23 protein-coding genes are annotated in these 23,505 nt (G+C 30.4%); 13 read left to right on the forward strand and 10 right to left on the reverse strand.

Translation table 11 applies throughout. The annotated features are described in order from the left end of the window. From CALAG_RS07600 to gatB, 5 genes are read left to right on the forward strand one after another with little or no spacing between them, the layout of a single operon-like run. On the forward strand, positions 1 to 1,560 hold the full coding sequence (locus CALAG_RS07600; protein WP_048816845.1) for a radical SAM protein: 1,560 nt from the start codon (positions 1 to 3) through the stop codon (positions 1,558 to 1,560). Between the two features lie 59 nt (positions 1,561 to 1,619). Further along, positions 1,620 to 2,666 (forward strand): phosphate signaling complex PhoU family protein, encoded by a 1,047-nt coding sequence (locus CALAG_RS07605; protein ID WP_015233150.1) that lies wholly within the window; start codon positions 1,620 to 1,622, stop codon positions 2,664 to 2,666. A 36-nt stretch (positions 2,667 to 2,702) separates the two neighbouring features. Beyond that, entirely contained in the window at positions 2,703 to 2,996 is a 294-nt protein-coding gene (locus CALAG_RS07610) for an Asp-tRNA(Asn)/Glu-tRNA(Gln) amidotransferase subunit GatC (protein ID WP_015233151.1), read from the forward strand. Next, on the forward strand, positions 2,996 to 4,423 hold the full coding sequence (gatA, locus tag CALAG_RS07615) for an Asp-tRNA(Asn)/Glu-tRNA(Gln) amidotransferase subunit GatA (RefSeq protein ID WP_015233152.1): 1,428 nt from the start codon (positions 2,996 to 2,998) through the stop codon (positions 4,421 to 4,423). Before CALAG_RS07610 ends, gatA begins: the two co-directional genes overlap by 1 nt. Further along, positions 4,416 to 5,849 carry an Asp-tRNA(Asn)/Glu-tRNA(Gln) amidotransferase subunit GatB gene (gene gatB, locus CALAG_RS07620; protein WP_015233153.1) on the forward strand — a complete coding sequence of 478 codons (1,434 nt, stop codon included), beginning with the start codon at positions 4,416 to 4,418 and terminating at the stop codon, positions 5,847 to 5,849. Before gatA ends, gatB begins: the two co-directional genes overlap by 8 nt. 1 nt (position 5,850) lies before the next feature. On the opposite strand, the gene gcvT is transcribed toward gatB, so the two are convergent. The 3 genes from gcvT to CALAG_RS07635 all read right to left on the reverse strand — a co-directional run bounded on the left by gcvT (position 5,851) and on the right by CALAG_RS07635 (position 8,565). Further along, positions 5,851 to 6,966, reverse strand: a complete 1,116-nt coding sequence (gene gcvT / locus CALAG_RS07625) for a glycine cleavage system aminomethyltransferase GcvT (protein ID WP_015233154.1) — start codon at positions 6,964 to 6,966, stop codon at positions 5,851 to 5,853. 16 nt (positions 6,967 to 6,982) lie between these two features. Continuing rightward, entirely contained in the window at positions 6,983 to 7,525 is a 543-nt protein-coding gene (locus tag CALAG_RS07630; protein WP_048816914.1) for a ferritin family protein, read from the reverse strand. An 89-nt stretch (positions 7,526 to 7,614) separates the two neighbouring features. Next, a complete protein-coding gene (locus CALAG_RS07635) occupies positions 7,615 to 8,565 on the reverse strand; it encodes an aldo/keto reductase (protein ID WP_015233156.1) in 951 nt (316 codons plus the stop codon). A 75-nt stretch (positions 8,566 to 8,640) separates the two neighbouring features. Here CALAG_RS07635 and CALAG_RS07640 point away from each other — a divergent pair, with 75 nt between their 5' ends. Further along, entirely contained in the window at positions 8,641 to 9,357 is a 717-nt protein-coding gene (locus CALAG_RS07640; protein ID WP_015233157.1) for a hypothetical protein, read from the forward strand. A 54-nt stretch (positions 9,358 to 9,411) separates the two neighbouring features. After that, positions 9,412 to 9,651: a MoaD/ThiS family protein gene (locus CALAG_RS07645; protein WP_157463233.1), complete on the forward strand. Its 240-nt coding sequence runs from the start codon at positions 9,412 to 9,414 to the stop codon at positions 9,649 to 9,651. 102 nt (positions 9,652 to 9,753) lie between these two features. Here CALAG_RS07645 and mvk read toward each other — a convergent pair whose 3' ends face one another. Together mvk and CALAG_RS07655 are read right to left on the reverse strand one after the other, a co-directional pair. Next, a complete protein-coding gene (gene mvk, locus CALAG_RS07650) occupies positions 9,754 to 10,725 on the reverse strand; it encodes a mevalonate kinase (protein WP_015233159.1) in 972 nt (323 codons plus the stop codon). Then, positions 10,718 to 12,199, reverse strand: a complete 1,482-nt coding sequence (locus CALAG_RS07655; RefSeq protein WP_015233160.1) for a dihydropteroate synthase-like protein — start codon at positions 12,197 to 12,199, stop codon at positions 10,718 to 10,720. Before CALAG_RS07655 ends, mvk begins: the two co-directional genes overlap by 8 nt. Positions 12,200 to 12,390: 191 nt before the next feature. Here CALAG_RS07655 and CALAG_RS07660 point away from each other — a divergent pair, with 191 nt between their 5' ends. The 3 genes from CALAG_RS07660 (at position 12,391) to CALAG_RS07670 (ending at position 17,064) form a co-directional block, all read left to right on the forward strand. After that, positions 12,391 to 13,401 carry an alcohol dehydrogenase catalytic domain-containing protein gene (locus tag CALAG_RS07660; RefSeq protein ID WP_015233161.1) on the forward strand — a complete coding sequence of 337 codons (1,011 nt, stop codon included), beginning with the start codon at positions 12,391 to 12,393 and terminating at the stop codon, positions 13,399 to 13,401. A gap of 173 nt (positions 13,402 to 13,574) precedes the next feature. Then, the gene (locus CALAG_RS07665) at positions 13,575 to 14,357 is read left to right on the forward strand and encodes a CBS domain-containing protein (protein ID WP_015233162.1); all 783 of its coding nucleotides are present in this window, start codon (positions 13,575 to 13,577) and stop codon (positions 14,355 to 14,357) included. A gap of 58 nt (positions 14,358 to 14,415) precedes the next feature. Further along, a complete protein-coding gene (locus tag CALAG_RS07670; RefSeq protein WP_083859975.1) occupies positions 14,416 to 17,064 on the forward strand; it encodes an ATP-dependent helicase in 2,649 nt (882 codons plus the stop codon). Positions 17,065 to 17,076: 12 nt separating this feature from the next. Here the strand turns inward: CALAG_RS07670 and CALAG_RS07675 are convergent, their stop codons facing one another. The 3 genes from CALAG_RS07675 to CALAG_RS07685 all read right to left on the reverse strand — a co-directional run bounded on the left by CALAG_RS07675 (position 17,077) and on the right by CALAG_RS07685 (position 20,128). Further along, entirely contained in the window at positions 17,077 to 18,489 is a 1,413-nt protein-coding gene (locus CALAG_RS07675) for a hypothetical protein (protein ID WP_015233164.1), read from the reverse strand. A 19-nt stretch (positions 18,490 to 18,508) separates the two neighbouring features. Next, positions 18,509 to 19,228, reverse strand: coding sequence for an ABC transporter ATP-binding protein (locus CALAG_RS07680; RefSeq protein WP_015233165.1), 720 nt, complete (start codon positions 19,226 to 19,228; stop codon positions 18,509 to 18,511). A 189-nt stretch (positions 19,229 to 19,417) separates the two neighbouring features. Next, on the reverse strand, positions 19,418 to 20,128 hold the full coding sequence (locus CALAG_RS07685; RefSeq protein ID WP_015233166.1) for a creatininase family protein: 711 nt from the start codon (positions 20,126 to 20,128) through the stop codon (positions 19,418 to 19,420). A 158-nt stretch (positions 20,129 to 20,286) separates the two neighbouring features. Between CALAG_RS07685 and CALAG_RS07690 the strand changes: the two genes are divergently transcribed. Next, on the forward strand, positions 20,287 to 21,168 hold the full coding sequence (locus CALAG_RS07690) for a fumarylacetoacetate hydrolase family protein (protein WP_015233167.1): 882 nt from the start codon (positions 20,287 to 20,289) through the stop codon (positions 21,166 to 21,168). 10 nt (positions 21,169 to 21,178) lie between these two features. Here CALAG_RS07690 and CALAG_RS07695 read toward each other — a convergent pair whose 3' ends face one another. After that, complete coding sequence (locus tag CALAG_RS07695) at positions 21,179 to 21,688, reverse strand: DedA family protein (protein ID WP_172633889.1); 510 nt, start codon at positions 21,686 to 21,688, stop codon at positions 21,179 to 21,181. Positions 21,689 to 21,873: 185 nt separating this feature from the next. Continuing rightward, positions 21,874 to 22,404: a hypothetical protein gene (locus CALAG_RS07700; protein WP_015233169.1), complete on the reverse strand. Its 531-nt coding sequence runs from the start codon at positions 22,402 to 22,404 to the stop codon at positions 21,874 to 21,876. Positions 22,405 to 22,592: 188 nt separating this feature from the next. Between CALAG_RS07700 and CALAG_RS07705 the strand changes: the two genes are divergently transcribed. Next, complete coding sequence (locus tag CALAG_RS07705; protein ID WP_015233170.1) at positions 22,593 to 22,892, forward strand: hypothetical protein; 300 nt, start codon at positions 22,593 to 22,595, stop codon at positions 22,890 to 22,892. After that, positions 22,882 to 23,490, forward strand: a complete 609-nt coding sequence (locus CALAG_RS07710) for a LysO family transporter (RefSeq protein WP_015233171.1) — start codon at positions 22,882 to 22,884, stop codon at positions 23,488 to 23,490. The genes CALAG_RS07705 and CALAG_RS07710 overlap by 11 nt, the downstream gene beginning before the upstream one ends. Positions 23,491 to 23,505 lie beyond the last annotated feature (15 nt).

A 23,505-nucleotide genomic window follows, 5' to 3' on the forward strand; every position in this document is an offset into this window, starting at 1 on the left:
ATGAACTTCAAAAAAGTCTTGATTTTGGACGGATATAATGATGAGCCAGGTGGATTAGGAGTACCGCCATATATAGATATTTATCCTAGATATATAGCTGGAGCAATTTGGAGCGTTGATAAGGATATAAAAATAAGATATTTAACTATAGATCAGCTAAGAAATAGTAATTTAAAAAATAATTTAAATTATGATTTGGTTATTTTTTCCGCAGGAGTTGTTGTTCCAGGAAAATATATAGGAGGAAAACCAATTACTGGGGAAGAATTATTGTTTTATGCAAAGATTATGAATAATTCCTTCAAGGTATTAGTAGGTCCTTCAGCAAGATGGGGTATGGGTCAAGAAGGGGGAAAGGAAGCTATAAGCCCTTTATTGTTTCGAAAGGCTGGATTTGATGTACTTATAACGGGAGATCCAGAAATTTATTTTCATGAATTATTTAAATATGGGGAAAGCTATGCCAATCCATATAAAATAAGAGAAAATTATAATGAAGTAGATAAGTTTTCAATAATTGGATCAAAAATAATTAAACAACATCCAAATTATGGGAAAAATCTTATTGTTGAAATAGAAACTTATAGAGGATGCGCAAGATGGATAACAGGTGGATGTAGTTTTTGTGTAGAGCCATTAAGGGGTAAACCAATAACAAGGTCAAAAGAAGGAATAGTAAATGAAATAAATGCTTTATGTAATAATGGTGCAAGAAATTTCAGGTTAGGAAGGCAGGCTGACATCTTAGTTTATGGATCTAATAAAATAGGAGAGGAGGAATGGCCTATTCCAAATTATGATGAATTGGAGAAGCTATTTTATGGAATAAGATATAATTGCCCAAATTTAAATGTATTGCATATTGATAATGTTAATCCTGGGACAATTTCTCGCTATCCTAATGAATCTAAAGAGGCATTAATCAAAATCATAAAGTATCATACTCCAGGAGATGTGGCAGCATTTGGTATTGAATCTTTAGATCCCAAGGTGATAAAAAACAATAATTTGAAAGTGTCATTTGATGAAGCTATAAAAGCAATAGAGATTGTGAATTCAATAGGTTCTATTAGAGGATATAATGGCATGCCTGAATTGCTACCTGGAATCAATTTTATATTAGGCCTACCTGGTGAAAGTAAAGAAACCTATAGATACAATAAGGAATTTTTGGAAGAAATAATAAAAAGAAAGTTATTGGTAAGGAGAGTAAATATAAGGAAATTATTAGCTATTGAAGGAACAAGAGTAAAAAGGATGAATTATGGGATAAAAGATAAAAATGAAGGTTTATCAAAATCTTTTCTTCATTATGTTAGGAAAAAGTTTGACCCATACATGCTATCCCTAATAGCTCCAAAGGGAACAATACTAAAGGATTTATGGGTTGAAGATTGCCAAGACGGCTATTGTTATGCTAGACAGGTTGGTAGTTATCCTTTAATAATATTAATTAAAGGAAAATATCCTAGGCTTAATTATATAAGTGAGGTAAAGGTTTTAGGAGTTCATTCTTCTAGATCTTTGTTAGGAGAACCGGTTTCATTTTTAGATATTTAAATTATATATAGATATATTTTTTAAAAAGAGATTATATTCTACTATATAGAGGGATAGAGTTGATAAGAAAAAACATTAAACAAACTAAATTATTAAGAAAAGTACAAATAACAGGTGGTTCTACATATATAGTTTCAATTCCAAAAGAATGGGCAAAAGAACTTGGAATTGATAAAGGCCTAGAAATTGTTATGGAATTGGGTAGAGATAATTCCTTACGATTATATTCTCCAAAAAGAGAAATAAAACCTGTTATTATGGAAAAGGAGATTTATGTAAACCAAGACCTTATAGATTCTGCTATAGTAATGGAAATTATATCAGCTTATTTAGCTGGCTATAATTCTATAAAACTTGTGTTTTCTCCACTCATGTTAAGCAGAATGGATCAAATTATTAATGAGGTAAGAAATAAGGTCGTAGGATTAGATGTATTAGAAGAAGGAGAAAACAATGTAACATTGCGTGTTGTAGTAGATTTAAGTTCGATACCAGAAAAACTAGCCATGGATAACATGCAAAAAACCTTTAAATCAATGCTTGAGGATTTTATAGAAGGTATAAAAAATAAAGATAAAGAAATATTCTATTCAATAATAAAAAGAGACGATGTAATGGATAAATTATATTTATATATTTATAAGCAAATAAACCTAGCTTTGCAAGGTCAGATTAAATTAGAAGATATAGGAATAAATAATTCCATTGAGGCCATAAATGTTTATTCAACAATAAAAAGCATTGAAAGAATAGCGGACCACGTTGTTTTTATGTCTAGTTGGATAATAGATACGTTAGGAGAGATAGAAATAACAGAACAATTGAATAAATTAATTAATGATGTATTTAATGAAGTAATAACAGTTGTAAATAACATAGGAAAGGAGATAAACATAAATGAACTTATAAAAAGCTATTCAAATTTACATGAGTTAATAATTAAAGAATTGGAGTTAATAAAATCCCTCAAGGGATCAAAACAGTTTTTCGAAATATATCCAATACTAGACGGATTAAGGAGGGCTATGGCATATTCCTTAGATATAATAGAGGCTCAAGTCGGTTTATCAGTTATTAGAGAAATTGATGAGAAACGAAAAACATAATAATGTAGTTGAATAAAATCCAAAAAGTGGGCATACATGAGTGCAAATTGCAATAATATGGAATTAATAAATAAACTTATAGAATTGTCTAGATTAAATTTCACAGAGGAAGAAATAGAAAAACTTTGTCAAGATATAGAAAAGATAAGAAGTGTTTTAAACCAAGTATCAGTGTTAAGTAAATTAGATGTGAAGCCATTATATAATGTTTGGGATAACATATTAAATCCACCTGCTAAAATAGGTATTGAAAAAATAGATATTCATGAATTAATTACTAATGAAAGGTCAATCGATAGAAAAGTAAAAATACCTTGGAGGGGTGAATAGTGAAAAAAGAAACTGCATTATCTATTTTGGAAGGGTTAAAGAATGGAAGCATTGATTTTGAAGATTATGCATTGAGAAAGCTTGAAATTATTCAAAAGAAGGATAATGTAATTAATGCATATATATCATTAGATTCTGAAGATTTCATAAGAGAAAAAATCATGGAAATAAAAGAAAAATTAGCATCAGGCAAAAATATGAAAATTCCAGGTTTAATTGTTAGCGTAAAGGATAATATATCAACAAATTTTTTGCCTACTACTGCAGCATCTAAAATTCTTGAAAATTACGTTCCTCCATATAATGCAACTGTTGTTGAGAAGATCTTAGAAGAAGGAGGAATAATAATAGGTAAAACAAATCTAGACGAGTTTGCTATGGGATCAACAACAGAGTTTAGCGCTTATGGAGTTACAAAAAATCCATGGGACATAACAAGGGTACCTGGAGGAAGTAGTGGGGGAAGTGCAGCAAGCTTATCATATGGAAGTGCAGATTTATCATTAGGCAGCGATACTGGAGGTTCAGTTAGATTACCAGCTTCTTATACTGCTACAGTAGGGCTAAAGCCTACTTATGGAACTATTAGTAGATATGGATTAATACCATATGCAAACAGCCTAGAACAAATAAGTCCAATGGCTAGAAGCGTTAAAGATGTTTCTTTAATATTAGATGTTATTAAAGGATATGATCCAAGAGATGCAACTAGTCTAAATTTTGAATATAGAGAATTTAATGAGAAAAAATTTAAAATTTGTGTTCCAGATGAATTCATAGAAGGATCAGAAAACCCTATAAAGTCAGCCATATATAATTTATTGGAAAAAATTGAAGGAGAGGGGATAGTTATTGAATATGGGAGAAAATTTGATAAGTTAAATTATGCTCTCTCTACATATTATACAATAGCATTTGCTGAAGCAGCGAGCAATTTATCAAGATATGACGGTAAATTATATCCCAATTATTATGAAGGCCGCTCTTATAGGGAAATGAGCGAAAATACAAGAAAGAACTACTTCGGATTTGAGGTCAAAAAAAGAATATTAATGGGTATTTTTGCTTTAAGCGAAGGTTTTATAAACGATTATTACATAGCTGCAACAAAAGGTAGAAGAATAATAAGGGATGAAATTTTAAAAATGACTAATGATTGTATAATAGCAGGATCGGTATCACCAATATTACCTCCTAAAATAGGAGAAAGAATAAATGATCCATTGAAATTATATGCGATGGATATCTATACTGTTGTTGCCAACTTAGCGGGGGTTCCTGCTTTAGCAATGCCAGCAGGTTTTTATAATGGATTACCAATAGGAATTCAATTTATGGCAGGTCCATATGAAGAAAGAAAATTATTGGAGTTAGGCTCCTTTATAGAAGATAAAACAGGCTTGTATGGTATCATAGCGGGTGATTAGATTGAAATATAAGATTGGACTAGAAATACATACACAATTAACTGAATCTAAAACTAAGTTATTTTGCGATTGCGATTCTGACTACAGAAAATATGAGCCGAATACAAATGTTTGTCCCATTTGTTTAGGATTACCAGGCGCATTGCCAGTACCCAGAAGGAATCCTTTAAAGCTTGCCTTAGCTGTTGCAGACTCATTTGATTGCCAAATTCCAGAATACATGGTGTTTACAAGGAAACATTATTTTTATCCAGATTTACCTAAAAACTATCAAATAACACAATATGAAAAAGCAGGAGGTATACCTGTTTGTCTGAAAGGTATTTTGAAGTTTTTTGATCCAGATAAATTAATATGGAAAAGCGTTACTTTAAGGAGAATGAATATTGAAGAGGATCCAGGTAAGACAGAATATAGCGAAGGTAACATTTTATTAAGTGAGTTCGCTTATTTAGATTATAATAGAAGCGGAGTTCCTTTACTAGAAATAGTTACAGAGCCTGAAATTGAGACACCAAAAGATGCTAGAAAAGCCGTTGAATATTTATTATTAACTATGGAATATATAGGGGCAATAAATCCAAGGCTTGAAGGATCATTTAGGGTAGATGCAAACATTAGCGTTGAAGGAGGAGAAAGGGTTGAAGTTAAAAACATAGGTAGCACATTAGATCTCGAGAAGGCATTAAAATATGAGATATTTAGACAATCTAAAATAGTCGAAGAAGGAGGTAAAATAAGAAGAGAAACAAGGCATTGGGACTCTATAAGAGGTGTAACAAAACCCTTAAGAAGTAAAGAGACAGAAGAAGAATACCTTTATTTCCCAGATCCTGATATTCCTGCGATTCTAACAAAACCATTATTAGTTGAGGCAAAATCAAAAGAATTCTATACCCCAGAAAGGATTATGAATAAAATAACTATGTATGGTGTAACACAAAAAATTGCGTGGAGCTTGATAACGGTTAAGCCGAGCGCTGAATTATTTTTAGAATCAGTAAGAATAGGGGCAGATCCAAGGATAACTGCGAGAATTTTAGCTGTAGATTATAAAGGTCTCATGAAAAAATCTGGTAAAAATATTCACGATAAAAACAATTGGCCAAAGAAGGAAGTCTTAAAAGAAATAAGTAGTTTGATAAGAAATAAAGTATACACATATGATGAAATCAAATATAATATTTTACCAAAGCTTTTAGAAAATAATGAAATCATTAACATATCATTGCCAGAAAAAATAGAGCCGAGCAACCTAATTATTACAGTGTTAAATGAAGAAAAGAAAGCTGTTGAAGATTTCATATCAGGTAAAAAGGAAGCCTTAGATTATCTAGTTGGGCAAGTATTAAAGAAAGCAAAGGGTAAGGCTATCGATCCTAAATTAATAAGAAAAATAATTGAAATTAATATTAAAAAAAGTTAAACTATTTCTTCTTTATTAATGGAAATTCAGATATTTTTGCTTCTCCTGATCTTGTTTTTCCATCACTAATTGTAATTGGTTCACCAATTATAAAATACCTTGTATCAATATATCCCATACCAACACCTCTTTCTACTATTGGACTATACGTTCCACTAGTTACATAACCTACTTCTACATCATCTACTAATATTTTATAACCATGTCTTGGTATGAATCTTGCTGAGCTTTTCTTCATTTCTATTCCGATCCTTATCCATCTAAGCCCTTCTTTACGGCATGATCTAAGGCTTTCTTCTCCAATAAATCCATTCTTTTCCCAGTCTATAGCCCCCATTCCATATCTAAGGCTTAATGCGCATGGATATTTTAATGGATCTTCTCCATATTCATTTCCTCCTAAAACAAAACCCATCTCAATTCTTAATGTGTCCCTTGCCGCTATTCCTATAGGTTTAACTCCTAAATTTAAGAATTGATTATATAATTTTTCTGCCTCTTTTGGAGCAGCCCATATCTCAAATCCATCTTCTCCAGTCCATCCGCTTCTGCTTATTAAAAATACATTAGCATCCTTTATTTTTTCATTTAACCTGAATTCCAAGGGTTTTAAGCTTGATGTCCAAGAAGCCCCTAATTTATCCATTATGCTTTGGCTTTCAGGACCTTGTAATGCCAGCAAAACATAATCGAATGTTAAATCTTTAATCTCAACATCAAATTTATTTTCATGAGAAATTTTATTTAGATGCGATATCATTCTCTCCCTAGACGCAGCATTTGGAACAGCGAGCCATTCGTTATCATTAATTTTGTACCACATCTCATCATCTATTACTCTAGCATATTCATTTAATGCTAAAGTAGGTCCACTCATAAAACCCTCTTTTGTTTTAGCAATCTTTTTAGTAAATGCCTTTTCTAGCAAGTCTAATGAATTTTTACCTGTTAATTTTAGTCTTCCCATATGGCTTATATCAAAAATTCCTACTGATTTTCTAACAGCAATGTGTTCTTCCATAGTTGATGTATAAATCATCGGTACGTTCCAGCCAGCAAATTCTCCAAAACTTGCATTTAATTTTTGATGAATATGCTTTAGTTGTATATCGTTCATTTAATCACCCAAAGGGTTAAAATTTAAGAAAATCTTTGCCAAATGCTGCACAAATTGGACATCTATTAGGTGGTTCTTTAGCTATAAGGGTGTGTCCACAAACGGGGCAAATCCATATAAATCCATCAATTGGCATATCCTTCCCTTGATCAACGTATTTCTTCGCTTCTTTAAACAATTGGGCATGGATTTTTTCTGCTTCCAAAGCATATCTAAACGAAATTTCAGCCTCTTTATCTTTTTGGAATTTAGCCATCTCAATATAAGTTGGATACATTTCATTTACTTCAAATTCTTCACCCATTATAGCTAACTCAAGATTTTTAGATGTGTTTCCTGGGCCAAATGGGGCGTCTGCAACAACTTTTTTACCATCTTTTAGCTTGCTCAATCTTTGGAAATGATTTCTTGCATGAACTTGTTCTGCAAATGCAATTGCTCTAAATAATCTTGCAACATTTTTAAATCCTTCTTTCTCTGCTATGTCTGCAAAAATTAGATATCTCATATGAGCCATCGATTCTCCTCCATAACTAGACTCCAAAGCGGATTCAGTCATTGCAGGATGATCACTTTGAGACAATGTGCTCACCTTTTATTATTAAGGAGTAACAATTTAATAAGTTTATAGGGTGGTATTAAAAAAATTTAGAAATTAACATATGTAAACTTTATTGATTTGCTAATTTCATCAATTTTTCTCCAATCACTATAACTTAATTTCCATCCAACACTTCCCGCATTTTCTATTGCTTGTTCTTTACTTTTTGCACCTGGTATTGGGACTATGTTTTTGCTGTAATTCATTAACCAATTAAGCGCTACTTGAGATGGAGTCTTATCATATTTTTTAGCGATTTCTTTAATTACATCTGCTAATTTCAGTATCTGTTTATAATTTTCAGGATAAAATACTGCATCATTTCTTCTGACATCACGGAAATTATTTATTTCTTCCATACTATACTTCCCCAAAATTGCAGCTTTTGCTAATGGACTCCATGCTAACATGGTCATTTCTGATGATTCAACATATGGTATAATTTCTTTTTCGGCCTGCCTTTCTACCAAATTATATCTTATTTCCATAATTTGTAGATCGTTTTTAGATAAGCAATACCTTGCTGCTTCAGCTAATTCTGGGGGATAGTCGCTTAATCCAATGTATCTTATTTTTCCTAGCTCAACGAGTCTCTCAAATGCTTTCATATATTCACAAGTAGGATGATTGTGCCATACAGGAGGCCAATGTGCGAGCAACGCGTCTATATAATCTGTTTGTAATCTCTCTAATGATCTATCAACAGCTTTAAATACATCATCATATGATAAAAACTCACCAGGTATTTTTGTAACTATAAAGACGCTGCTTCTTTCGATATTTAATTCCCTTAACGCCTTTCCTAAGAAAGATTCACTCATACCTCTTCCATATACCATTGCAGTGTCTATTAAATTAATTCCTAATTCTATCGATGAAGATACGACTTGTTTAGCTATATTATATTCTGTAACTCCCCAAGCATCACTAAATTGCCATGCCCCTAAACCAATTCTAGAAATTTTCTCATTAGTTTTACCTAAATTAGTAAACTCCAATATATTCACCTATATTAATACAAATCAGTAAAAATATAAAGTTATGTATTAAGTTTTAATTATTAGAGTGAGCTTATGATTAATGATGAATCATTAGTTAAGCTTAAAGAAATAACCTCAGAATACATAAAAAAGGCTTATATGCTGGATGATTTTGTTAATAGAAGTAAAAATTCTATGAGATGGGGAGGAATTGGAATCCTTATGGTTTTAGATGCATCTTTTACAAGCATTGGAGTTAATTATTTTAACGCTGTTATACCCGCTGTATTAAGGTTTAAGGAGAACTTTTATGATACAAATGAAATAATAAATTTTAATGAACTAGCAAATTATAATTTAGACAAACTTAAAATAACATGGAAAAATGAAAGATCATGGCTTGTTGCAAAGAATATCTCAAGAGTGCTTTCTCAAATTGAAGGAAAAAATGATAGGGAAAGATTAAGGAAATGGGCATCATTAAATGATTTAGATAAATTTAAGAAAGAAGATCTGAGTAAAATAAAAGGTGTTGGCATTATTACATATCAATATTTAAGAATAATGGGTGGTATTGATACTCTTATGCCTGATAAAATAGTAATAAAAGTGATAAATGAATTATTCAAATATGCAAATATAGATCTAAAACAAGATAAAAATACTATAAATTACATTAAGCAAGTTGAAGAGATATTCAGGAATATTAATGTAGAACCAGTAAAAATAACTTGGATGTCATGGCTAATAGATTCTGAGGCAAAGAAGATCTTATCTGGAAAATATAATAATGTTTTAAATTTAATATAACAGTATAAATTAAAGTTTTTGTACATTCTCAAAGCAATAATAATTGGTGATACAATGGAAAATAAAATTAAAATAAAATATCTAGGATATATTACAGACCTTTCTGGTAAGCAATATGAGGAAATAAATATTAATGGTGAGGAAACTATTGAGAACTTGCTTCCATTCTTGAAAAAGTTAAGAGATGATGATTATATAATTGTTGTAAATGGGAAGGGAGCAAAATTAAATAATAAAGTAAAAGGAGGTGATACAATAGTTATTTTACCACAAACAGGAGGAGGCAATAATTAACTTTTATTTATTTTGCTTTTTAAGTTTCTATAACTTAATATTAGCGAGTATGCAATTAATATTATAATAATAGCAATTAATATTAAATAATAGTTCAATTTCTTAACCCGAAATAATTCTAGCTCCTTCTTGGCTAATTTTTATCCTACTTGCCCATTTGCTGCAACATTTTATTCTATCCAAAATATTATCTACCTTATTAGATGGAGCTAAGATAATAGCAGATCCTCCTTTACCAGCTCCAGTTAATTTTGCACCTATTGCACCAGCTAATCTACTTCTATATATCAATTCTTCCAACTCTAGAGAAGAAACCCCCATGGAATTTAATAGACCTTGATTTATATTCATTAGCGTTCCAATGGTCTCATAATCCTCATTATTTATAGCTTCATTGGCTAAATCAACAATTCTATCGGATGCATCATAAATTAATGAGACTGCGGGCCAAAGTTTTTCAGATAATATTAAAACGTCTCTAACTGGAACTGAAGTACTCCTTTTTATACCTGTATCAGCAATTATTAAAGAATATTTATCTGAAAATAGAGATTTCAATTTAGAAATAATCCCAACATCCTTTTTAAAAACTAATATACCTCCATATGTAACGGCAGCGCTATCTACCCCGCTTGGGTTTCCATGAGTTATTTTTTCTGCTTCGTGAGAAAGAGTAAAAAGTTCTTTATCATTTAATTTATATCCCAATAAGTTTGCATAAGATAAGCTAAAAGCTGCAGCGCTTGCTGCACTAGACCCTAATCCTGCAGACATTGGAATTTCGCTTGATATTTTAGCCTTGAATCCTGCTATTTGAAAACCCCAATTCTTTAATACGCTTAATATCCTAGCAAATGGTTCAAGTTCTTTGGATCCTACAACCTTGAGTTCTTGAGTTATTTTACCTCTGATTTCTGTCCCTTCACTTATAATTTCTGATGGCCAACTAGATTCCTCTATTTCAGCTTTTGCATAGAGGTCTATTGCTGCCACGATAGCTTTAGTTCCTCTTACAACGAAATGTTCTCCAAATAGTATAACTTTTCCGGGTGATATTGCGATTGATTTATTCACCATTTTCTCCCATCCACGGTGGTATTATTATAGATTCATCTTGGATATAGGTTTTTCCCAATTTTAAGGCTATTTCAGCCTTTGATAATTCATATCCCAAATATGCAGCATGATCTAAGGATAAGTTAACTCTCTTAACAAGTTCTCTTGCAAGGCTCATTGCATGTTTGCCTTTCAATGCTGCTAATATTTTATTATTTCTTTTATAAACTACTTTTATTTCATTTTTTTCGTAATCAACTGAGATTTGTATATAATCATTTAAGTTGTAATCAGGAGGTATATAATTGACATATTCGTAATTTAATTGATCATTGATTGTAATTGGTTTTTCATTTTGCTTTACAACTAGCAACTTACTGAAAAGTCCTCTAGGGGTAGACTTTAATGAATAGGCTGTTTCTGCAACTCTAAGTGCTTCTCTAGCCTCAGCAACTCCTCTATGAGACTTATAAGTCTCTTCAACAACTAAATATAAAGAAGCTCTAAGTTCTATTGAAATTGTTGCTAGCAATGAGTGTATACCTATAGTATCTGCTTCTAGTTCTTCAGTTACATCTGCTGCCGAAAAGAGAATTGGTGCATTTAGTGATTTAATTATTTTAGTATATCTATTTATACTTTTAACAAAATCAATGCAAGGTATTCCTAATACTGGATCTATAATTAATTTATATCCTTTAGACAGCAATTCACTTCCAACTTTTTTAAGTTTAGTTATATTTCTGTCCCCAATAATTAATACTAAATCATTTGGAATATCTTCTAAATCTTTTTCAATTAAATGAGCTGATGTGCTTATTCCAACAATACCCGCTTGTCTATATCTATTTATCAAAGAAATATCAGATATCTCCGCTATAATGGGTGCATAATTACTAGCTATTTTTATCTTTTTTTCTATAACAGATGGATCAGATTCTAAATTAGATCCTATTATGATTATTTTTGCTCCATCATTTACATATCTTTTAGCTAAACTTTCAACTTCATCAACTTTAGTATTTGGATGAATTTCAGCAACTATTAAAACTGGAGGACCTCTAATAGGTATTTCAATATTATCAATCTTAAAAGCAGTTTTATAGCTAATCTTAGGAGTGATAGATCCCATAACCTCTTCTGCACTCTTTTGTTTATCTAGTTTTCCTCCATTATGTATAAAATCCAATGCATAAGGTAAAATCCCTAATGATTTGGGTCCCTTATATGTTTCAACATTAGCTACTTTTTCAATAATGCTTGAGTCTCCTCTTACCAAACCAGGTATCATAACTAAATTTGAATCCCTTATTTTTTCTAGTATATCCTTTCTCCTTGATATAATTTTTGAAATTGTATTTGTATCTAATATAGAAATAACTGGAACAGGTAGGGGGACAACCTCTATATTATAACCATGTTTATTATCATTCGTTACAATGTCTTTAACCATTTCCTCTGCAGTTGTACTTGTTAGTACTGCTATTTTCATTTTTTATCACTTCTGGATACGCTATCCAACTTTTTAATATTGTCTGTGTCTAATAAAAATATTGTTTATATACTCTTAAATATAATTAGTATAAATATTAAAGACTATATTAATAGAAATAAAAATATTTATATTAAAGCAAATAAAAAAGCTTATTTACTATCAGATATCAAATATACATGGTGTTATAATTGAAAGCAGCCTTAGTTGATAAGCCTTTTGGTCTTGATCGATTATCTGTTACTAATGTACCTGATTTACGCGTATCAGATGAAGAAGTAAAAATAAAGGTTGCATATGCAGGAATTAACCCCGTTGATTATTTCATAATAAGTGGGTCAAGAGCTATTAATCCAGTCCCTCATATACCAGGAACTGAATTCGGTGGTTATGTAGAAGAGGTTGGATCAAAAGTTAAGGGGATAAATAAAGGAGATAGAGTTATAGTTTATCCTAGAATTTTTGATGGAATCTGTGATTTATGTTTATCCGGTAAAGAACACTTATGCAGAAATGGGGGATTGATTGGAGGAATAACTAATGGAGGTTTTGCAGAATATGCAGTTGTAAGATATCAAAACGTTATAAAGATTCCCAACAATCTAAATTGGGAAAGCGCTGTAAGTATTCCAGTTGCTGCGTTAACAGCATTCCATGCATTGATAGAAGCAGATGTTAAACCTGGAGAAACTGTTGTAATTGTTGGTGCCTCAGGAAATACTGGTCAGTTTGCTGTACAATTAGCAAAAATGATGGGAGCTAAAGTGGTTGCAATATCTTCTAAGCCTTGGGTTAAAAATATCGGAGCAGACGAAGTTGTAAGTTTAAATCAAGCTTTAAATGCTTTGCAAAGAGTTAACAATGGAAGATTTGCAGATGTTGTTATTGATTCTATTGGTTCTAAAACTGTTGAAAGAAGTGTTAAACTCTTAGATATAGGTGGAAGATTTGTTACTTTTGGCGCTTTAACTGGCATATCTGCTAGGATGACTATAAGTGAAGTTTACTCTAAAGAAATAAAGATTATAGGGGTAACAGGAGGGACAAGAAAAGAAATGCTCAGATTAATTGAAATAGCAAGTAAAAATGAAATTAGGCCTATTATATGGAAAACATTTAATTTGGATGATGTAAAAACGGCGATAAATTCATTGTTTTCAAGAGAAAGAAATGGAAGAATTTTACTTAAAATTGCTGGATAATTAATTTTTAATTTTAAATTTTTATAGCAAAAATTATTTAATTTTCCATTAAAAACATGTAAAATTATTCCATATTAATTGTTAATCGTGTAGAGAAAAGATGATTTTTTATAGGAGTGTTTTAAGAAATAATATTTAAAGCATTTTTAATGCACATAAAAATAGGTGTGAAATTGTCAATAAATGAAAGCATATATGAAATAGCCTCAAAGCCATTAATTTCAATAGATATCAATGAATATGTATCAAATGCTGTAAAGTTTATGTATGAAAGAGGGTTAAGGAGATTAGCTGTAAAGCAAAATGATCAAATAACTGGAATTTTTAATATTTCTTCTTTATTAAAAATTTTATTGGAAGGAACTGATCCATCAAATTTAACTCTTTCTATGGTTGAGTTAGAATCGCCAATATATGTTGGAGGAACAACGCCAATTAAAGATGCAGTAGATCTGATGAATAAAAAAGAAGTTACATCAATATTAGTTGGTAAAGCCAATGATGTACAAGGCATTTTAACTACTCATGATATTATTTCTGTTTTATCTTCTACTAATATAAAAAAGGGGGTTTATGGCATTTTAGATAAAGATTATCCGAGTGTTGATATAGGAAAAAGTAAGGTTATTGATGTAATGAGGGAAATGGTCGATAAAAACAAGAGTGGTATATTTATTTTTGATGGCAATGAATATGTTGGTATAATAACTATAAGAGATATAATTAAAATTTATTCTGATTTAGGATCAGAAGGTCTTAATTCAAATCTTAATGATATTCCTATAAACGAAGGAGCTTATGGAAGTATTGGATTATCTATTTCTGAGTTGGCATCAATTATGTATAATAAAGGATCAGATGTTATAGCAGTTTTCTGCTCGTATGATTTATGTGGGGGAATTGACGATCTTATTTTAACGAGAAATTTCAATAAAATAATAGAGGGAATTGATTAAATCTATATTTAATTATTTAAGAGGATGCATCATCTATAAAGGTTAGCATAATAGATTAATAAAAGTAGAGGAAGCTATGATGGAAGATGATGAAATACTGAACCTATTAAGACCATATGTTAAAGAATGGTTTATCAAAAAATTTGGCACATTTACAGATCCTCAAAGATACGCTATACCTCTTATTAAACAAGGAAAGAACGTATTGATTTCTAGCCCAACAGGAACTGGAAAAACACTGTCAGTTTTTTTGGCCATAATAGATGATTTGTTTAAAATGAGTGAAGAGGGTGTTTTACAAAATCAGATATATGCAATATACATAAGCCCTCTTAGGGCCTTAGATAATGATATGGAAAAGAATTTGCTTATACCTTTAAGGGAAATTTATCAATTGGCTAATGAAAAATATAATATAAGTGAAATTAATGTAGGCGTTAGAACAAGCGATACACCTGCTAATATTAAGCAAAAAATGTTAAGATCTCCTCCTCATATTTTAATAACAACTCCTGAATCATTAAGTATTAGTTTATCAGCTCCAAAATTTAAAGAGAGGCTTTCTACAGCCAAATGGGTAGTAGTTGATGAAATTCATGAAATTGCCTCTAGCAAAAGAGGGGCCCATCTATCATTAAGTCTAGAAAGACTAGATTATTTAGTTTCTAATAAAACAGGTAAAAATTTGCAAAGAATAGGATTATCTGCAACAATTTCTCCATTAGAAGAAGTGGCTAAATTTTTAGGGGGTTATAAAGATGGAAAACCAAGAGAAGTAGAGATTGTTGATGCAAGATTTTCAAAGCCTTTTGATATAAGAGTAATAACACCTAAAACGGATCTAATACATGGAAGTGCTGAAGAAATTAACAATGAGATATATGAAACTATAGCCGATTTGGTCAAAAACGCTAAGACATCTTTAATTTTTACTAATACAAGAAGTGCAACAGAAAGGGTTTCTTATAAATTAAAGAAGCTTTTGGCAAGTAAAAATATGATTGATTTAGATGAGATAGAAGCACATCATAGCAGTTTATCTAGGGAAGTAAGGTTAAATGTGGAAGAAAAATTAAAGAAGGGTCAATTAAGAGTTGTAGTTTCTAGCACAAGCCTTGAATTGGGAATAGATATTGGTTACATAGATTTAGTTATATTGTTGAGCAGTCCAAAAAGTGTTAGCAGATTACTGCAAAGAATTGGTAGGGCTGGGCATCATATAACACAAATAAGTAAAGGGAGAATAATAGTTGTTGATAGGGATGATTTAATAGAATGTACTGTATTGGCAAAAAGCGCTTTAGATAGGCAAATAGATAATGTTAGGATACCAATGAATCCATTGGATGTATTATCACAACAATTAGTTGGCATGTCTATAGACCAAAAATGGAATTTAGATGAGGCATATGAATTAATAAAAAGATCGTATAATTATAATTCTCTAGGTTGGGAAGACTTTATGTCTGTTATAAGCTATTTATCTGGAAAATATGGTTTAGAAAACGAAAAAGTATTTCCTAAAATTTGGTATGATGAAAACGAAAAGGTATTTGGAAGGAAAAGAGGAGCAAGAATGATATATCAACTGAATTCAGGGACAATACCGGATGAGGCTAAGGTAAGGGTAATGACTACAGATGGAAAATATGTTGGTAACTTAGAAGAAGAATTTGTTGAAATATTAGAAGAAGGGGATATTTTTATATTAGGAGGTAAAACATTTAAGTTCCTAAAAAGTAAAGGAATGGAAATTATTGTGGAAAGCGCTGAAGGTAAGAGGCCTACTGTACCTGAATGGTTTAGTGAAATGTTGCCTTTAAGTTTTGATAGTGCTATAAAAGTAGGTGAATTTAGAGAAAAAATTGGAAAATTAATAATGGATAAAAAAATCGATGAAGCTAAAAAAATTCTTATGAATGAATACTTATTAGAAGAACATGCATCAAATGAAGTAATAAGGTATATTTGGGAGCAATTAGCTTATGTCGGTATAATACCTGGAAATAAAAACATACTTATAGAATATTTTAAAGATGAAGAAGGATGGAATATCGTGTTTCATATGCTATTTGGAAGAAGAGCAAACGATGCCTTATCAAGAGCTTATGCAAGCATTTTATCAAATTATTTGAATGTCCCAGTAAAAATTACTGTAACTGATAATGGATTTATGCTTTCATATCAATATAATGAAAAAACCCTTAATTTAGAGGTAATTAATATGCTAATTAAAGATGTAAATCCAAAAAACTTCAGAAATATATTGGAAAACGCTATTAAGAGAACTGAAATGATGAGAAGAAGGTTTAGACACGTGGCTCAGAGGAGCTTTATGATACTAAGGAGATACAAAGGTTGGGAAAGAAGTCCTGAAAGAATGCAATTAAATGCTCAAAAATTGTTAGATGTACTTTTAGAAGAGATGCCTGATTTGCCAATAATTAAAGAAACTCTTAGAGAAATTTTGGAAGATTATATGGATATAAAGGCAGCTACCAAAGTTCTTGAATGGATAGAAAATAATCAGATAAAGGTTAATATTAAGGGGCCATTACCATATCCTTCTCCTTTTGCTCATAGCATTGTTGCCAAAGGATTTAGCGATGTTGTTTTAATGGAGGATAGGAGGAAATTGATTTCTTTATTACATGATAAAATTATGGAATTAATAAATTCCTCTAATGTTAATATAAATTTAAAATAAACAATTACTCGCTTAAATGTACCCATTCTCAACCAAAGATAATGCTGCATTTCTCCAAATTTTCTTATTAAGCAGAGTAGCAACAGAAATTATTAATAATATCATTGATGCAATTATGCCCGATAAGAGATTAATTGATGATATAATACTTATAAAAATTAATATATATATGGGTATTGCAAAGAACATTTGTCTTCCTCTCATTTGACCTGGCATTACACCTTCTTCTTTCATTTGAGGAATTATGTTGAACCTTGTTATAATATAAAAAGATATGATTAGGAATGAGGGAAATGCAATTACCAAAGTTGGGATTTGGGTGATTGCGTATTTTCCTCCAATTAAGTAAAGACCAACATTAGCTAAAATTAAGGGTATTGTTATAATAAAAGTTGAAATTGTTTTTGAAAGGCTGAAATGGGATAAATATTTACCTGGATCCATTGAGGTAAATGAGAGCCATGGCCTTTCATTAGCTATAGAAGATTGGGTAAAGCTATAGAAAAATGATATTGAAATCATAGTTACTACTATTGTTGTTATTTGAAGATAGGCAAAAAATATTTTCCATGATATTATAAAATATATTAAAGACAATATTGTCATTATAATTAACAATGTTGTTAGCTTTATTCTATTTGAAAAATATCTAATCCCATAGCCAATGCCTCCACTTCTTCCTGATATTGTTATATAGTTTATGCTTAGATAATACAATGCCCTCAATCCTTTGTATCTATCAAATTTTAAAGTATTTTTAAATTCTGCATTTCCTTCTCTGGTTATTGATCTTTGATATTCTAGACTTACATTGCTAAGTTTCCTTATGGTTAATATCATTGATAATATGGTAATTGGAAATAATACATCTATTCCACTAATTGCATGGCCAAAGAAAATCGCAGTTGGACTATACCTGAATCCAAAGTATGGTGAAATTCCCCATATGGCTAATAAAACAGAAATTAAGGCCTTTCTAACTGTGGGCAAATCTCCTACATAAGTACTAATAGAAGTTATGAAGAGTATGAAAAGTAAATAGGAAACCCCAGCTTCCCATGCATTTAATCCTAAAAATGGTAAGTAAAATCCTATAAATGCAACTACTGCAGTTCCCAAGACTATAATTTGTGCAATAAACAAGGAAAATATTAACCTAGATTTCTTGATAGGAAGCATAAAAAGATAATCTCTATCAGATTTTAAAACCGCTAAACCTCCTGAAAAGGCTGAAAATGTCATAAAAAAGGTAGCATATGCGACTGCATAATATTCAGGAAACTTAGTTTCTATTTTAACCCCGGATTTCATCAGTTCTAATCCTGTGAAGATAGAATATAAAATAACTATAATTAAAATCGCAAGCATTGTATTTGAAACTCTTGTTTTAATAACGAATTTCAATAATTTAAAAACATTGCTCAACTCTTTCACCTTATATGAGCTATGCCATTAATCTTGCCACTACCTTCTCAATAGGTTCTCCTTCGTTGGCCATCCCTTTCAATTCTTCAAATGATCCACTCCATATTACTATCCCTCTTGATATCATTATTATTTTATCAGTTAGCCTCCCAGCAACTGCCATTATATGAGTCGATACTAACATTGTTCTTCCTAATTTATTTAATAATGAAATTACTTCTTCTTGTGTTGGTATATCTAAGTAATTAAGGGGTTCGTCTAAAAGCAACACTTTAGGTCTATGAATTAATGATAATGCAATTGCTAATTTTTGCAAATTACCTCTTGATAATCTTGCTACTTTTGCTCTCTCATATTCTCTTAATTTTAATAGATCAAGCATTTCCTCTACTTTATCTTTTACATCATCAATACCTCTTAATGCTGCAATGTATTCTAAATTTTCTCTTACCGACAAATTTCTATAGGGAGTTGCATCTTCAGGCAAATAACCTATAATCTTTTTGGACTCAAGATCTGATATAGGATCTAATCCATAAACCCTTACCTCACCATGATCTGGCTTGAGGAGACCTGCAATCAATTTAAGTGTTGTAGTTTTACCAGCTCCATTAGGTCCTAGTAATGCATATTTTCCCCCATCAGGTATTCTAAATGTGACCCCTTTTAGGGCAACAAAATTTCCATATAATTTGACGACGTTGTTTAAAGATATTGCATCAAAACCATTTGTGTCCATTTATTGCACCTGTTAGTTCAATCTATGCTTTATTTGAGACGGTAGAGGTTTTTATATATTGGTTTAAAATTAAAAATTTATGGTGTTAATGCTAATATGAATATCAAATATTAGACTTAAATAAATTTAAAAATCAAATGTTAAATAAGAATGAAATCACATTTAATTATTTTTTGTAAACAAAAATAATCATAAAACAAACATGGAATTACTCTTAATTTTTTCTGCAAAGTTTATTCCATTTATGATTTCATTTTTGATTTTCAATAGGATTTCTTCTTGAGTAATTTCTATCTTATCCTTTTCATACGTTTTTGATCCTATCATTGGCCCATTAATTATGATCTTAGATGCTCCATTATAGAAGTCAATTATACCATTACAATTAGATTCTTCGAATTGAATGCCTAATGCTCTGGCAATGCTTCTTTCAATTGAGCCAGAATGACCAACATTTATTCCTAGAGCTTTCCAATAATTTAACAAAATAATTGTATTGGTTTTGTTATTGATCCATTCCCTTAATACTGCTTCCAAAATATAAGAGTTCCCTCCATGTCCATTTAAAAATACAATTCTTTTTGCATTTATTTTATTTAAAGAATCTAGAATTGATTTTATAAAACCAGAAAAAGTTTCTATATTTAATGAGATTGTACCATCAACATTGTTCCATTCTGGAGAGAAACCATAATAAATTGTTGGCATAACAACGATGTTTTCCATTACACCACATAAACCATAAGCAATTCTTTCAGCTATTAATGAATCGAGGCCCATAGGAGCGTCACAATGCTGCTCGATACTACCTATTGGTATAATGAAAATGAAGTTATTGAGTTCTTTTACTTTGCTGGATGATATGTATTTATAATCAATACAATTGTTTTTATTTTGCATCCTTTCCACCTTTTTATTTAATATTGATTTTAAACAATATTTATGCATTGCTATGATATTAAAGATTCTTTAAACAATATTTTAGGTTATGAATCCTTAATAGATGTGTTTAGTAAAACTTAAAATTAATTATTCATAAATTATAATGAGGGATAAAAATGAGTTATAGCTCTTTAAAAATCGGCTCTGTATTTTATGAAAATAAATTGCATTTATCTTTATTTAAAGATGGATTATTCTACATATCAGATAAGTCTGAAATAAATAATGAATTATTGGATATAAAAAATTTTTACATTAACCTTCCTAAATCATTGGTGCATATCAGAGAAAATCATGAAAAATTTACATTAAAAACCAATTATAATCTAGATTCTACTTTAATGCCTCCTAATCCATTTCCAAGCAAAATAGTTGGTATAGGAAAGAACTATATTTCACATGCGAAGGAAATGAAAGGAAGCATTAAACCTGCATTTTTCTTAAAAGCGCCTAGCGCTTTAATTGGATCAAACACAGATATAGTTGTTCCATCTTTTATTAAAAAACCCGATTATGAAGGAGAAGTTGTTATTTTAATTGGAAAAAAGGTTAAGAATGCATCTCTAAAAGAAGCTAAGGAATCAATAGTAGGATATACAGCCGGAAATGATTTTACTGCAAGAGACCTTCAGTATGGAGATAATAATACAGAATGTCTCCCTTGGAGCCAAGCCAAGAGTCTAGATACTTTTTCTCCCACAGGACCTTATATAAAAATTATAGATGATTATTCAGAACTAGAAAACGTATGTGTAACAACAAGGTTAAATGGTAAAACTGTTCAACAAGGTTGTCCCTCGGAAATGTTTTATGACTATGCCAACGTTGTATTAGAGGTATCAAAATTGATGACTTTATATCCAGGTGATTTGGTATTTACAGGAACACCCTCAGGAGTAGGCCATGCTAAAGGTAATTATCTTAACGATGGGGATGTAATTGAAGTAATCGTTACTGGTATAGATCCATTAAGAAATAAGGTTGTTAGGTATAAATAGAAAAATTATGTTATTTAATATATTTGATTAAATAATATATCCCTATAATAAAAGTTAAAGCGCTTATAACATAATCAAACTTCAATATAAATGATTTGTTTGTCCCCAAGTAAAATCCTATAAGGGTTAAAGATAAGTTCCATGGAATAGAACCTAATAGTGTATATAAACCAAATTTTGGTAAATTCATTCTAGAAAAACCAGCTGGTAGTGATATTATTGATCTAATAGCTGGCATAATCCTACCAAAGAAAATTATTGAGGAACCATGTTTATCAAAGAGGTCATCAGATAGTTTTACATATTTAATATTTAATCTAAAATATTTAACTGCAAATTCAACAAAAGGATTTCTAACATATTTTCCAATAAAATATAATATTGTAGAACCAATTAAGTTCCCAACTGTTCCAAATGTAATTATTAGATAAATATTTAATGAGCCTATTTTGGCTAGTATACCTGCTAACGGCATAACTATTTCACTTGGAATTGGAATTAACATACTTTCTGCCGTCATAAGGATTAATATACCCGTGTATCCGGCTTGATTTAAAATTTTTAGGCTAAAATTAAGCATAGTTTGGGTTATATTTCCCCCTAAGAGGAAATGATAAAATAAAATAAAAATTGTTAATAAAATGAAAATTATTGAGATTATTAGATTTTCTTTTTTGTTCTCTTGCAAACTGTAAGCACCAATTTTTACTGTTTGAGTTGGGTTATTTTCTTTACTAGTTGGCACTTTTTTGCAACTGGTATTAAGGGTAATGTTGATGGTACTACAACTTCATCAACTACTTTTATTGATCTAACTTTAGTGTTAAATGTGTTTATGTCTATATCTGGAGAGAATACTAGCTTCTTAATATTTGAAAATACTATAGGTTTTTCTGAATTTTCTAAATCTTGTTTAGTAACTGTCAGTTCAGTTATATTACTTACTATATCGAATTCCCCTATATAAGATAACAATTGTTTAAAGGCATCAAATGGTCCTTTTACTAAGGTAGAACTTGCTTTGCTTGCTTTCTCGCTTATTTTCTTTCCTACATCTTTACCAGCTTCTAGCGTAACTAGAAATTGGCTCATTGCTTGATTCATTAATTCACCTACAGTAGTTCCCATTTCTTTTGCTGCTTTTGTGAAGCTTTCATATAAATCTTCATTTAAACCTCTAATCGTATATGTTTTTTCTTGTTTCTTTTCCTCGTTATTCTGATTATCTTCTGACATATCTGTCACCTATGTATTACATGTATTACAGAGTTTATAAGCTTTGCTTAGATTTAATGTTTTGGATAAAAATAATGATATTAATTACAAAATGATGCAATGATAGCGAAAGGCATGCAGAAAAATTAGAGTTAAAAAGTGGAAAGCCTAAAGATTAGGAGGAGAAAATAGAAAGGAGTGGGAATAATATGATATCAGATGTATTATTATATTCCTTTCTTCTAGTAGGAATTTTAATAGGAGTTTCAATAAATTTAAGCAAAAAAGCTAATAGAAAAGTAGTAAAAACATTGAATTTATTAACAACAATATCAGTTTTGGATTTAATATTCTTTATGGCAATAACAGCTGGGGACTATATATCAAGATATTTAACAGGAAATGAAGGGATAAGTTTGATTTATTCAATTGTATTATATTCCATAATACCAGGATTTCTTGGTGTTATTATAGCATCTATAATAATGGGTGGGAGACATGGAAAATAGATTTAAAGAATTTTTACCCCCATTGGGAGTATTTACTTCGGGGTTATTATTAGGGATATTTGTTAAATTTCCAATATATGATGTTGAAACAATAGCAGTTTATTGGCTTTACATATTGTTGGGAATTATCGGTATAGTTATAGGCGTATCATTTAGAGATCTATTAAGAACAGCAATTAAAGGAATAAGAAATGGAATTTTATTAACATTATCGGTAATTATAGGTGATATAATTGCAGGATTTTTGATATCATTAATATTGAGACAAGGATTAAATTATTCATTATCTATTTCACTTGGTTCTGGGTGGTATTCCTTAATAGGGCCATTCGTTTCATTTTATAATCCATATTTTGGTGTAATAGGGTTTGTATCAAACTTGTTAAGAGAAGCGTATACGCTATCTTTATTCCCATTGATATATTCATTTTTTGGGACTCCATCAATAGCGATGGGAGGAGCTACCACAATGGACACTACATTAGGAGTTATTATTAAATACTCTGGGATAGAAAACAGTTCATCTGCAATATTGCAGGGATTGATTATAACCATAATACTTCCCTTTATTCTTCCATTTACAATTATACTTCATTAAATGAACATATAAAAT

The sequence above is a fragment of the Caldisphaera lagunensis DSM 15908 genome (assembly GCF_000317795.1).
GTDB classification, from domain to species: Archaea; Thermoproteota; Thermoprotei_A; order Sulfolobales; family Acidilobaceae; genus Caldisphaera; species Caldisphaera lagunensis.